We start from the raw sequence: 13,012 nt of genomic DNA on the forward strand, positions 1-13,012 counted from the left end.
CCCCCGCTGCGCGGGAGAGGGAGATCCAGTCCCCTCCCCTGTAAAGCGGGGGAGGGTTAGGGAGGGGGCGGCCCTTACGCCAGCCCCTTCTCCATCGCGCTGGCCAGACGGCGGGCGAAGGCGGCGGGGTCGGGCAGGGCCTCGCCTTCCACGATGCGCGCCTGGTCGAGCAGCAGCCACGCCGCGTCGTCCAGCGAGGTCGCCGCCCCGCTCGCCTTCGCGCGCTCGGCGAGGCGCTTGATCAGCGGATGGGCGGGGTTGACCTCCAGGATGCGCTTGGCCGCCGGAGCGTCCATGCCGAGCTGCTTGTGCTGCTTGAGCAGGCGTTCCAGGTGCATGTCCATGTCGTTCTCGTCGGCGACGAGGCAGACGGCGCTGTCGGTCAGGCGCTCCGACGGGCGGACGTCCTTCACCGCGTCCTGGAGCGTCAGCTTCAGAAGCGCCAGCAGGTCGGTCAGCTCGCCTTCGGAGGCCTTCTCCTCGGCGGGCTTCTCCTCGCCGCCCTGGATCTTGCCGAGATCGGCGCCGCCGCGGGTCACCGATTTGAAGGGCTTGTCCTGGAAGCTGCCGACCGACGGCACCCAGAACTCGTCCACCGGGTCGGTCAGCAGCAGCACCTCGACGCCCTTGGCCTTGAAGCCTTCGAGCTGCGGGCTGCGCTTCAGCGTCTCGATGTCGTCGCCGCTGATCGTGAAGATGGCCTCCTGGCCCTCCTTCATGCGGCCCAGATACTCCTCCAGCGAGACCAGACCGTCACTGGCGGTGCTGCGGAAGCGCATCAGCTTCAGCAGATCGTCCCGGTGCTCGTAGTCGTCGTAGAGGCCTTCCTTGAGGACGGCGCCGAAATTCTCCCAGAAGGCCGCGTATTCCTCCGCCTTCTCGGTGTCGCGGGCCTTCTTGCCCAGCTCCGACAGGACGCGGCGGGTGATGCCGGCGCGGATCTTCGCCAGCATCGGGTTGTGCTGGAGCATCTCGCGGCTGATGTTCAGCGGCAGATCCTCGCTGTCCACCACGCCGCGCAGGAAGCGCAAGTAGGGCGGCAGCAGACCTTCCGCCGAATCGGTGATGAAGACGCGCTTGACGTACAGCTTCACCCGGTGGGCGCGCTTGGGGTCGAACAGGTCGAAGGGCTTGCTCGACGGCACGAACAGCAGGTTCGTGTATTCGATGGCGCCCTCGGCCCGCCAGTGCAGGGTCAGCCACGGGCTGTCGAAGGCGTGCCCGACATGGTGGTAGAACTCCGTGTACTGCTCCGCCGTGATCTCGTTCTTGGAGCGCATCCACAGGGCCGACGCGCTGTTCAGCGACTTGGCGTCCTCGCCTTCCCCGAAGAGGATCGGGATGGCGATGTGGTCGGAATACTTGCGGACGATGCCGGAGAGGCGGTGCTCCTCCAGATACTCGTCGTCGCCCTCGCGCAGGTGCAGCCGGATCTGCGTGCCGCGCGGCAGGTCGGCCACGTCGGAGATGGTGAACTCGCCCTTTCCGTCCGACAGCCAGCGCCAGCCCTGCGTCTCCCCGGCCTTGCGGGTCAGCACCTCCACCCGGTCGGCGACCATGAAGGCGGAATAGAAGCCGACGCCGAACTGGCCGATCAGGTTGACGTCCTTCTTGGCGTCGCCTTCCTTTGCGTTGTCCTTCAGGGTGCGCATGAAGGCGGCGGTGCCGGAGCGCGCGATGGTGCCGAGGTTCTCGACCAGATCCTCGCGGTTCATGCCGATGCCGTTGTCGGCCACGGTGAGGGTCCGCGCCTCCTTGTCCACGATCAGCCGGACCTTCAGGTTCGGGTCGTCGGCGGACAGTTCGGGCTGCGTCAGCGCGGCGTAGCGCAGCCGGTCGCAGGCGTCGGAGGCGTTGGAGACCAGCTCGCGCAGGAAGACTTCCTTCTCGCTGTAGAGCGAGTGCGCGACGATGTCGAGCAGGCGGCTGACCTCGGCCTGGAAGCTGAGCCGTTCCTCGGTCATGGTGTCATCCTTGATCGTTCTTGTTGGTGATGGGCTTGTTGGTGGGCTTGCCAATGGGTCCGAAGGACGGCGCAGATATGTGGGAGCGCGCCGCCCCATGCAAGAGCGATCGGCTGGCGTTGCCGTGGAGTTTCGCAACCGGAGTGGTGGGTTGAGGGAAGTAATGCCCCCACCCTGACCCTCTCCCGCTAAAGCAGGGGAGGGGACTAAGATTCCCTCTCCCGCGAAGCGGGGGAGGGAAGGGGCCCGCGGCGAAGCCGTGGGAAGGGTGGGGGCAAGACCCCCCAAGCCTCAGCGCTTCTTGCCCTGGATCGGCTCCGGCTCCGGCGCCGGCTGGCCCATGTTCATCATCGCGCTCATGTCCGCCCCGTTCAGCAGGAACTGGCCGGTCTCGGTCACGTCGATCTTGTAGCTGCGCACGTCGTTGCCGGCGTCGTCCTTGGACGCCTGCCCGAAGGCCTGGAGCATGGCGATCACGCCCAGCGCGTTCTGGGTGCTCTCGTCGGCCTTCTTGCCCGGCTTGGGCTGCATCGCCTTGGCCGCCGCGTCCAGACCGCGCAGCAGCACGGTGCTGCTGCCCACCGCGCCGAAGGCGGAGTTGGCCGCCATGCGCATGGCGCCGGTCATGGTGCCGGAAGCCGCCGGGGTGTTGACGACGAAGCGGTCGATGCGCAGTTCGGTCCCGACCTCCGCCATGGCGCCCATCAGTCGGTTGCCGATGGCGGCCACCGCCGCCTCGTCGGTCCCGTCATCCGCCAGGGCGGCTTCCTCCTCGCCCTCGCCTTCTTCCTCCTCCTCCTCGCCCGCGGCGGCCTGGGTCTCGGCCAGCGTGGCGAGGTCGGCGAAGGCCCGCCAGAGCGAGGCGGTCGGCAGCTTCGCGGTGCTGATCTGGATGTCCAGCTTGTCCGGCATGAAGGCCTTCGGCGCCACCTCCGGCTCCAGCGTCAGGCCGCTGGACTCGATCCCGAAGGTGGTGGAGGCCATCGGCTTGTCCAGGTCCTCCGCGCTGCCGCGCAGGACGAGCTGACCGAGGGCGAGGCGGGTGCCGTCCTCCGGGTTCAGGGCCGTCAGGCCGGACAGGCGGACGCGCCCGCTGGCGCCGCCCATGAGGCCCTGCATCAACGGGATCAGCTCGGCCGCCGGGGGCTGGGTGCCGGCCAGGGCGTGGGTCTGGGTGAGCCGCTGCATGGCGTCGGCGCGGGCGAGGTCGACGCGGGTGTAGGTGCCTTCCATCGTCAGGCCGCCCAGGTTCAGCACCTCCTTCTTCGTCTCGTCGAGGAAGCGCAGGTTGCTGACGGACAGAGCGCCGGGACCGCTCCACAGCGGGGTGCCGGCGGCGGCGGTGCCGTCCGGCTTCAGCTCTCCGGCGACGGTGATCGCGCCGATGGTCAGGGCGCTCTCGTCCTTCTTGCCCTTCTTGCCCTTGCGGTCGCTGGTGACCGACAGGTCGCCAAGCTCCGCGTCCATGGACAGCGCCGTCTCGTAGGCGCCGGACCACAGGGCGCTGATGCGCTGGCGGCCCAGCTTGACGGTGGCCGACGGCTTGCCGTTGTCCAGGATGGCGACGCGGTCGGGCAGGGTGGCGGTGACGGCGTGCGTGTTGCCGTCCTGGGGTTTCACCGTCAGGTGGATGGTGCCGATGTTGGCGGTGGTGCCGTCGTCCGACACCGCGGTCAGGGCGGGCAGCGCCACCTTGTAATGGTCGCCCGCCGGGGTCGCCACCGGCTCGCCGGTCCAACGCAGCTCGGTCGCGTCGCCCTCGCTCTTGGGGAACCAGCGGGCCAGCCCGTCCTTCAGCGCGGCGGCGAGCGCCCTGGCGCCATCCTCGGTCACCGGAGGCGCCTCCGCGCGGGCGGTGGCGGGCGGCAGCGCCAGGGTTGCGAGCATCAGCGCGGCGGCGAGCGGACGGGCGGGAATACGGCGCATGAGGAATCCCTTAGGGTGGAGCGCGCCAGGGTAGACGGGATAACCGGCGCCCGTCCATCGGCCCGAGGTTTTATACCATTCCCGGAAGAGTTTGGCCTTGGATGGGCATTGCAGCACGGCACGGCCGCCCTGACGCTTGCATTGCCGGTCCCCAGGCCCAAAACTTACGCTTATGACCTCTGTCCTTTCTTCGTCCGGGGGCGGTCTGGGTGCGGGTGGCCGGGTGGTCGCCGTGCTTGGGCCGACCAACACCGGGAAAACCCATCTCGCCATCGAGCGCATGCTCGGCCACCGGACGGGGATGATCGGCTTTCCGCTGCGCCTGCTGGCCCGCGAGAACTACGACCGCATCGTGTCGATCAAGGGCAGGAACGCCGTGGCCCTGGTGACGGGGGAGGAGAAGATCCTGCCGCCCAGCCCGTCCTACTGGGTGTGCACGGTGGAATCCATGCCGCTCGACCGGGCGGTGGACTTCCTGGCGGTGGACGAGGTGCAGCTCTGCGCCGATCCGGAGCGCGGCCACATCTTCACCGACCGGCTGCTCAACGCGCGCGGGCTGGTCGAGACGATGTTCCTCGGCTCCGACACGGTGCAGCCGCTGATCCGCCGGCTGGTGCCGCGGGCCGAGTTCATCAGCCGGCCACGCTTCTCGCAGTTGACCTACGCCGGCTACCGCAAGCTGACGCGCCTGCCGCCGCGCTCCTGCGTCGTCGCCTTCTCGGCGACCGACGTCTACGCGCTGGCCGAGATGATCCGGCGCCAGCGCGGCGGCACGGCGGTGGTGCTGGGGGCGCTGTCCCCGCGCACCCGCAACGCCCAGGTCGGGCTCTATCAGGCGGGCGAGGTGGACTATCTGGTGGCGACCGACGCCATCGGCATGGGGCTGAACATGGACGTCGACCATGTCGCCTTCGCCCGCATCGTGAAGTTCGACGGCTTCGCCCCGCGCCGCCTGCGCGCGCCGGAGGTGGCGCAGATCGCCGGGCGCGCCGGGCGGCACATGCGCGACGGCACCTTCGGCACCACCGACGAGGTGGGGGAGCTGGAGGCCGACGTGGTCGACCGCGTCGAGAACCACCAGTTCGAGACGATCAAGACGCTGATGTGGCGCAACAGCAAGCTGCGCTTCGACACGCCGGGCTTCCTGCTGAAGTCGCTGGAGGAGCGCCCGCCGATCCCCGAGCTGCTGCGCGCCCGCGACGCCGACGACCATCTGGCGCTCCAGGCGCTGGTCCGCGACCATGAGGTGATGGACCTCGCCAAGGGCCGCGACAACGTGCGCCTGCTCTGGGAGGTCTGCCAAGTCCCCGACTTCCGCAAGGTGCTGTCGGACGCCCACACGCGGCTGCTCGGGCAGATCTTCCGGCAGCTGCGCACCGGCATCGGGCGGCTGGACGAGGACTGGGCGGCCAAGCAGATCGCCCGGCTCGACCGCACCGAGGGCGACATCGACGCGCTGGTCGCCCGCATCGCCCACATCCGCACCTGGACCTACATCTCCAACCGGCCAAGCTGGCTGACCGACCCCGTGCACTGGCAGGCGCGCACCCGCGCCATCGAGGACAAGCTGTCCGACGCCCTGCACGAGCGGCTGACGCAGCGCTTCATCGACCGCCGCTCGGCCACGCTGGTGCGCACGCTGAAGGACGGGCGGGACCTGATCGGCGGCGTGCGCGCCGACGGCGAGGTGGTGGTGGAGGGCCACCCGGTGGGCCGGCTGGAGGGCTTCCGCTTCGTCCCCGACGCCCCGGAGCGCTCGGAGGAGGCCAAGTCCCTGCTGACCGCCGCCCGCCGCGCGCTCCGCGAGGAGGTGGCGTCCCGCCTGCGCGCCTTCGAGCAGGAGCCGGACGACGTCTTCGCCCTCGGTCCGGATGGGGTGCTGACGGCGGACGGGCTGCCGGTGGCCCGGCTCGGTCCCGGCCCGTCGGTGCTGACCCCGGCGGTTCTGCCCTTCGACGAGGGTCTGCTCGACCAGGGGCAGCTCGACCGCGTGCGCGTCCGCTTGGAGCGCTGGCTGAAAGACCGTGTCGCCGCCCGGCTGCGGCCTCTGCTGGCGCTGCGTGACGCGGACGATCTGACGGGAACGGCGCGTGGGCTGGCTTTCCAGCTCGTCGAGAACATGGGGGCGATGCCCCGCGCTCCGGTCGCCCCGCTGGTCGAAGGGCTGGAGAAGGCCGACCGCAAGGCGCTGTCCCGCCATGGGGTGCGGCTCGGCGTGTCGCACCTCTACCTGACGGCGCTTGCCAAGCCGGGGGCGGTGGAGTTGCGCGGGCTGTTGTGGGCGGTGAAGCACCGCCTGCCCCTGCCGGTGCCGATCCCGCCGCCGGGCCGCGTCTCGGTGGAGGCGACGGGCGCGCCGCCCGCCTTCTGGGAGGCCATCGGCTATCCGGCGGCCGGGCCGCGGGCGCTGCGCGTGGACATGCTCGACCGGCTGGAGACCGAGCTGCTGACCGCCGCCAAGGAGGGGCGGGCGGTGGCCGAGCCGGCGCTGGCCCAGATGATCGGCGCCAAGCCGGACGAGCTGGAGGCGGTGATGAAGGGGCTTGGCTACACCCGCTCCGTGGCGGAGGATGGGGCCGTCTCCTGGCGCCGCCGCCGCAACCCGCGCCACAAGCCCCGCCGCGAGGCCCCCGTCAACGCCGACCACCCCTTCGCCAAGCTGCGACAGCTTTCGGGAATTGGATGAGAAACGCGATTTTTCTGGTCACGATTGCCCCCGCCCTGACCCTCCCCCGCTTCGCAGGGGAGGGGATAACTCCCTCCCCTTCCCAACGGGGGAGGGAAGGGACCCATGCGCAGCATGGGAAGGGTGGGGGTCCCGCATGACCGACCTCGACGACGACGATCTCCCCGACTCCGGCTCCGACCCCACCCCGGCGGGCCGGCTGCGGATCGACAAGTGGCTGTGGTTCGCGCGCTTCTTCAAGACGCGCAGCCTCGCGGCGAAGCTGTGCAACGGCGGCGGCGTGCGGGTGTCCGGCACGGTGGTCGGCAAGGCGCATTACGCCGTGAAGCCCGGCGACGTCCTGACCTTCGCGCAGGGGCGGCACATCCGCGTCATCAAGGTGATCGCGCTCGGCAGCCGGCGCGGCCCGGCGCCGGAGGCGCAAGCCCTCTACGAGGACCTCGCCCCGCCGGTGCGCGAGGAGGCGATCCAGGATCCCTACCGCGCGCCACCGGCCCCGCGGGAGCCCGGCGCCGGACGCCCGACCAAGCGCGACCGCCGGGCGCTCGACCAGCTGTACGGAGAGGAGTAAGCCGGAACCGCCGGGGAAAGCGGCGGTGAAGCGTGGGCGGGGCCATTGCCAATCGGGGATCGCAACCTCATCTGCGCAAAATAATCCCGCAACGGCCGACTTTTTCGGAGCCCGCCGCCCCCATGCTCGAACTGTTCTCCGACCCGCAGGTCTGGGCCAGCCTCCTGACGCTCACCGCGCTGGAGATCGTGCTCGGCATCGACAACATCATCTTCATTTCGATCATGGCGGCCAAGCTGCCGGTCCACCAGCAGCAGAAGGCCCGGCAGCTCGGTCTGGCGCTGGCGCTGATCACGCGGCTGCTGCTGCTCGCCTCCATCTCCTGGGTGGCGACCCTGACGGAGCCGCTGATCAGCGTGCTGGGCATGGACTTTTCGGGCCGCGACCTGATCCTGCTCGGCGGCGGCCTGTTCCTGCTGGCCAAGGGCACCGTCGAGATCCACCACACCGTGGAAGGCCACGAGGAGGGCAGCGCCGCCCCCAAGGTCGCCAGCTTCGGCGCGGTGGTCGGGCAGATCATCGTGCTGGACATCGTCTTCTCGCTGGACAGCGTGATCACTGCGGTCGGCATGTCCAACGACCTGCCGGTGATGGTCACCGCCGTCGTCATCGCCATGGCGGTGATGCTGTTCGCCGCCCGCCCGGTGGGCGACTTCGTGAACCGCCACGTCACCGTGAAGATGCTGGCCCTGTCCTTCCTGCTGCTGGTCGGCGTGGCGCTGATCGCCGACGGCTTTGGCTTCCACATCCCGAAGGGCTATCTGTACTTCGCCATCGCCTTCTCGACGCTGGTCGAGGCGCTGAACCTGATGGCCGCCGCCCGCCGCAAACGGAAGAGGGCCGAAGCGCACTGACGCTCCGGCCCACTTGCCAAGGCTTGTCGACGGGCCGCCCCTTCGCGGGGGCGGCCCGTTCGCCGTTTGGGGTTCAGGTCCGCATCAGACCGTCGCGGAACTCCACCTCCTCCACCAGATGCTCGTAAGCGAGCTTGAACAGGTCGCGGATCGAGACGATGCCGACCGCGCGCTTGCCCTGGGTGATCGGCAGGTGGCGGTAATGCTTCGACTGCATCAGGGTCAGCGCCTCGATGGCGTCCGCGTCGGGCGGCAGGGTGTCCGGGTTGCGGGTCATGATCGCCGACACCTCGGTCTCGAAGGCGTCGATCTGGGTGGAGAGCACCTTGTTGTTCAGGTCGCGCTCGGTGACGATGCCGACGAGGTCGCCGTGGTTCACCACCAGCACGGCGCCGATGTTCTTCTCCGCCATCAGCTTCGACACGGTCAGGACGGAGGTGTCCTCCGTCACCAGGATGAGTTCCTGCGACTTCACCACGTCCGGAACCAGCTTCCGCTTCATCATTTCCCCCATTTTGTAATTTGTTTACAAACTTACGCTCTGTAGGGAAACAATAGCAAATATCGCGGTTGCAAAACTGCGGCAGAAAACCGCACCTCGGGCGAGGTGGTCCGGATTGGGGATCGGGCGGGGGTTCAGTTGCGGCGCAGGACGACGGTCAGGTTGTTGGCGGGCATTTCCACCAGCTCGGCCAGGGTGAAGCCGGCGGCGGCACGCTCCACCGCGTCGAGGTCGCGCACGCCCCAGGCGGCGTTGCGGGCCTTCAGGTCGGCGTCGAAGGCGGCGTTGCTGGGGGCGCTGTGCCGTCCGCCGCGCGTGAAGGGGCCGTAAAGCAGCAGCGGACCGCCCACCGGCAACAGGCGGGCGGCCCCGGCGAACAGGCCGAGCGCCGCCTCCCACGGGGCGATGTGGATCATGTTGATGCAGACCACCGCGTCGGCGCTGCCGACCGGCCAGTCGGCAGCGGCGGCGTCGAGGTCCAGCGGGGCGCGCAGGTTGGGCAGCGCCGCCGCGGCGGCCCAGGCGCGGATGCTGTCGCGCAGGCCCGGGTCGGGGTCGCTCGGCTGCCAGGTCACGCCGGGCAGCGCCGCGGCGAAGGCGGCGGCGTGCTGGCCGGTGCCGCTCGCCACCTCCAGAACCAGACCTTGGGGCGGCAGAACGCGGCGCAGCACCTCCAGGATGGGAGCGCGGTTGCGCTCCGTCGCGGGGGCGTGGCGGCGGGACTCCTCGGGGTGCAGCGGATCGAACATGGGGGGAGGCTACCCGCGCCCGGCGCCCAGGGCAACCGCGGCGGGGCCGGAGCGTCCGGCCATCCAGGCCCCGGCGGCGAGGAGAAGCGCACCGGCCAGCACCGCGGCGGCCGCCCCCAGTAGGGCGGAATCGAAGCTGCCGGTGCGCGCCACCACCAGCCCCGCCGGCACCGGCCCGATGATCTGCCCCAGCCCGTAGACGGCGGTCAGCGCGCCGATGACGCGGGCCGACGCCCCGCCCGACAGGTGCCGCCCCAGCGTGAAGGACAGGGTGACGATGCCGACGAAGGTTCCGCCGAACAGCACGGCCGACAGCACGGCCGCCGCCGGAGAGCCCGTGATGGGCAGCAGGATGCCCACGGCCTGCACGACATGGGCGAGGATCAGCGCCCGCCAGAGGCCGAGCTTCCGTCCCGCCGCCGCCCAGACGATGCCCGACGGCATGGCCGCCAGACCGGTGACCATCCAGGCCGCGGCGCCGAGCTGCGCCGTCTCCGGCATGGTCTTCAGGATGGCGACCAGGAAGGTGCCGGTGACGATGTAGCCGGCGCCCTCCAAAAAATAGGCCAGCGTCAGCAGGATCATGGGCGCGGAGGGAGGGGCGGAGGGGCGGGTCGACGATCGGGCGGCGACGGTGTGGCCGGGCTCGCGCGGCGGGTCGCTCACCCACAGCCAGGACAGGGTGCCGAAGCCCAGGCAGGCCAGCCCCAGCCACAGCCAGTCGCCCCGCCAGCCCAACCGGTCGCCCATCACGGCGACGAACAGGCCGCTCGACGCGATGCCGAGACCGACGCCGGTGTAGAGCCAGCCGGTCCAGGACTCCCGCCCGGCGCGGGCCAGTGCGTCCAGCGTCATGGCGATGCCCAGGATGAACAGGCCGGCGCTGGCCAGCCCGGAGACGAAGCGCAGCGCGGCCCAGGCCGCCAAGTCGTCGGTGAAGCCCATCCCGGCGGTGGAGGTGACGCTGGCGATCAGCGCGGTGCGGAAGACGGCGGTGCGCGCCGCGCCCTGCGGCACCAGCCCGACGCCCAGCGCTCCCAGGAAGTAGCCGAGATAGTTCAGCGAGGCGAGCAGCCCCGCGGCGTCGGCGCCCAGCCCGGTGGCCGCCTGCATCGCCGGCAGGATCGGCGTGAAGGCGAAGCGCCCCACCCCCATGGAGATGACCAGCACCAGCACGCCGCCGATCAGCACCCGGACCATGCTTTCCTCCCACAGGCTCGTGTTTTTCTGTGCGCTCATCCTCGCGCGGTGGAACCCTCATTTCTAATGATTTGTTTCGATGCTATGCTTCACTATGAGTGATGGGATGCGTCCGGATCGGGGGAGGGGAGCGATGGACCTCGCGGGCCTGCGGGTGGTGAAGGCGGTGGCGGACACCGGCAGCGTCAGCCGGGCGGCCGAGACGCTGAACTGCGTCCAGTCCAACGTGACGGCGCGGCTGAAGCGGCTGGAGGAGGATCTCGGCGTGCCGCTGTTCCTCCGGCTCAGCCGCGGCATGGCCCCGACGCCCGCCGGGCGGGTGCTGGCCGACTACGCCGACCGGGTGCTGCGCCTCGTCGCCCAGGCGCGCGACGCGGTGGCCGACGCGGCGGGGCGGGGCGGGCGGCTGTCCGTGGGCACCATGGAGACGACCGCCGCCGTGCGGCTGCCGCCGATCCTCGCCCGCTTCCACGCGGAGAATCCGGACGTCGATCTGACCATCGTCCCCGGCCCCACCGAAACCATGCTGGGGGAGGTGTTGGCCGGGCGCATCGACGGCGCCTTCGTCTCCGGAGCGGTGGAGCATCCGGAACTGGTCAGCCAGCCCGTCTTCGAGGAGGAGCTGGTGCTGGTCGAACCCGCCAGCGGCATCACCAGCGAGTCCGGACGGAACACCCTGCTGGCCTTCCGGCGCGGCTGCGCCTACCGCGCGCGGGCCGAGACGGCGATGCGCGAGGCCGGGCGGGTTCCCTACCGCGTGATGGAGTTCGGGGCGCTGGAGGCGATCCTGGGCTGCGTCGGCGCCGGCATGGGCGTCACCGTCCTGCCCCGCGTCGTGGTGGAGCGGGAGCCCTGGCGCGGTCTGTTCGCCACCCGCCCGCTGCCGCCGGAACTGGCGCGCATGCCCACCCGTTTCGTCCGGCGTGTGGATTCCATGGAGACGGTGGCGCTGCGCACCTTCCTGGAGGCGGTCATGGAGGGGAATTCGGAGGGTGGGGCTGCGTCGCTTGCGCCCACACAACCGGCGGGGTTGATCCCGTCTCGGGCGGCGTGCTAGGCAAGCGCCGCGGTCGGGTCATGGTCCATTCATGCCCTCAACCGCGCCCACGCGCGAGCACGTCAGTCGAAGCGTCCATCGAAGCGACTCGAACCCCGGCGCGTGAACACCGCCGGAACTGGCGAGAACAGCGGAGAACGAATCATGCCCTACGTCGTGACGGAAGACTGCATCAAGTGCAAGTACACCGATTGCGTCGAGGTCTGCCCCGTGGATTGTTTCTACGAGGGCGAGAACATGCTGGTCATCCACCCGGATGAGTGCATCGACTGCGGCGTGTGCGAGCCGGAGTGTCCGGCGGAGGCCATCGTGCCGGACACCGACGGCCGCGCGGAGAAGTGGATGGAGCTGAACCGCGACTACGCGGCGCAGTGGCCCAACCTGACCCGCAAGAAGGATGCCCTGCCCGACGCCGACGCCATGAAGGGCGTGGATGGCAAGTTCGAGAAGTTCTTCTCCCCGAAGGCCGGCGGCTAAGCTGAGTCGGGACTATTGCTGCGCATGGCGTTCTTTTGTCGCCATGCAAAAACGACAGGTCGGCCATCGGCGGGCAACGTCAGAATCCGGACGGCTGCCCGCGCGTAGCCTTTGTAACCCGGCCGTAACATCGCTATAATACGCGCCCGGAGCCGGCCTCAGCGTCATTGCCGGATTTCCCATCGACCAAGGGCTCAGTGCAACAGTGCGCGGCGTGGAGGACCCCATCCCCACGGTGTGTCGTTGTCACCGGGCCTTTTTCGCCCCCTCCACCGGGGCGGCAAAATGGCGCGATCGCGAGAAGTGAGAGCCAACCCAAATGTCGAACAAGCTTGACTTCGAGGCCGGTGACTTCGTCGTCTACCCGGCCCATGGCGTCGGTCGGGTCGAGGGAATCGAGACCCACAGCATCGCTGGCATGGATGTTCAGCTCTACGCGATCACGTTCGAAAAAGAGCGCATGACGCTCAAGGTTCCGGTCGGCAAGGCCAAGGCCGCCGGCCTGCGCCGCCTCAGCACGAAGGACCGCATCAAGGTCGCCCTGGAGACGCTGCAGGGCCGTTCGCGCGTCCGCCGCACGATGTGGAGCCGCCGCGCTCAGGAGTATGAGGCCAAGATCAACTCGGGCGACCCGGTGGCCATCGCGGAGGTCGTGCGCGACCTGTACCGCGGCGCCGACCAGTCCGACCAGTCTTACAGCGAGCGCCAGATCTATCAGGCCGCCCTGGAGCGTCTGGCCCGCGAACTGGCCGCCGTCGAGAAGATCGACGAGACCAAGGCCACCGAGCGGCTGGAGCTGGTCCTCAAGAAGGCCGCCTGACTTTGGATGAGAACCCTCTCCCGCCCCGGGAGAGGGTGCCTGCGAAGCAGGCGGGTGAGGGTCGCACGAGGATCGGGGTGCTTATCCTTGGTGGCACCCTCACCCTCCCACCGCTTCGCGGCGGGTCCCTCCCTCTCCCGGGACGGAAGCGGGAACCGGTTTCCGATTGTGATGTTGACGATGAAGGCGCGGCGCTTTGGCCGCGC

11 protein-coding genes are annotated in these 13,012 nt (G+C 69.8%); 6 read left to right on the forward strand and 5 right to left on the reverse strand.

All coding sequences use genetic code 11. The features are described 5' to 3' along the window. Positions 1 to 74: 74 nt before the first annotated feature. On the reverse strand, positions 75 to 1,964 hold the full coding sequence (htpG, locus tag H0B54_RS00290; RefSeq protein WP_188258801.1) for a molecular chaperone HtpG: 1,890 nt from the start codon (positions 1,962 to 1,964) through the stop codon (positions 75 to 77). 291 nt (positions 1,965 to 2,255) lie between these two features. Further along, positions 2,256 to 3,890 (reverse strand): hypothetical protein, encoded by a 1,635-nt coding sequence (locus H0B54_RS00295; RefSeq protein ID WP_188258802.1) that lies wholly within the window; start codon positions 3,888 to 3,890, stop codon positions 2,256 to 2,258. Between the two features lie 172 nt (positions 3,891 to 4,062). On the opposite strand from H0B54_RS00295, the gene H0B54_RS00300 reads away from it, so the two are divergent. The 3 genes from H0B54_RS00300 (at position 4,063) to H0B54_RS00310 (ending at position 8,001) form a co-directional block, all read left to right on the forward strand. Further along, complete coding sequence (locus H0B54_RS00300) at positions 4,063 to 6,576, forward strand: helicase-related protein (RefSeq protein ID WP_188258803.1); 2,514 nt, start codon at positions 4,063 to 4,065, stop codon at positions 6,574 to 6,576. A gap of 136 nt (positions 6,577 to 6,712) precedes the next feature. Next, on the forward strand, positions 6,713 to 7,147 hold the full coding sequence (locus H0B54_RS00305; RefSeq protein ID WP_188258804.1) for an RNA-binding S4 domain-containing protein: 435 nt from the start codon (positions 6,713 to 6,715) through the stop codon (positions 7,145 to 7,147). Positions 7,148 to 7,269: 122 nt separating this feature from the next. Continuing rightward, positions 7,270 to 8,001, forward strand: coding sequence for a TerC family protein (locus H0B54_RS00310; protein ID WP_094301516.1), 732 nt, complete (start codon positions 7,270 to 7,272; stop codon positions 7,999 to 8,001). Between the two features lie 73 nt (positions 8,002 to 8,074). Here H0B54_RS00310 and H0B54_RS00315 read toward each other — a convergent pair whose 3' ends face one another. The 3 genes from H0B54_RS00315 to H0B54_RS00325 form a co-directional block, all read right to left on the reverse strand. Further along, positions 8,075 to 8,506: a CBS domain-containing protein gene (locus H0B54_RS00315; RefSeq protein WP_246472179.1), complete on the reverse strand. Its 432-nt coding sequence runs from the start codon at positions 8,504 to 8,506 to the stop codon at positions 8,075 to 8,077. 131 nt (positions 8,507 to 8,637) lie between these two features. After that, positions 8,638 to 9,252, reverse strand: coding sequence for a DUF938 domain-containing protein (locus tag H0B54_RS00320; RefSeq protein ID WP_188258805.1), 615 nt, complete (start codon positions 9,250 to 9,252; stop codon positions 8,638 to 8,640). A 9-nt stretch (positions 9,253 to 9,261) separates the two neighbouring features. Further along, entirely contained in the window at positions 9,262 to 10,491 is a 1,230-nt protein-coding gene (locus H0B54_RS00325; protein WP_246472180.1) for a YbfB/YjiJ family MFS transporter, read from the reverse strand. Between the two features lie 94 nt (positions 10,492 to 10,585). On the opposite strand from H0B54_RS00325, the gene H0B54_RS00330 reads away from it, so the two are divergent. From H0B54_RS00330 to H0B54_RS00340, 3 genes are all read left to right on the forward strand, one after another. Continuing rightward, the gene (locus H0B54_RS00330; protein WP_188258807.1) at positions 10,586 to 11,509 is read left to right on the forward strand and encodes a LysR family transcriptional regulator; all 924 of its coding nucleotides are present in this window, start codon (positions 10,586 to 10,588) and stop codon (positions 11,507 to 11,509) included. Between the two features lie 144 nt (positions 11,510 to 11,653). Continuing rightward, a complete protein-coding gene (fdxA, locus tag H0B54_RS00335; RefSeq protein ID WP_094301519.1) occupies positions 11,654 to 11,986 on the forward strand; it encodes a ferredoxin FdxA in 333 nt (110 codons plus the stop codon). A gap of 319 nt (positions 11,987 to 12,305) precedes the next feature. Next, entirely contained in the window at positions 12,306 to 12,806 is a 501-nt protein-coding gene (locus H0B54_RS00340) for a CarD family transcriptional regulator (RefSeq protein ID WP_014238739.1), read from the forward strand. Positions 12,807 to 13,012 lie beyond the last annotated feature (206 nt).

The organism is Azospirillum tabaci, from assembly GCF_014596085.1.
GTDB lineage: Bacteria > Pseudomonadota > Alphaproteobacteria > Azospirillales > Azospirillaceae > Azospirillum > Azospirillum tabaci.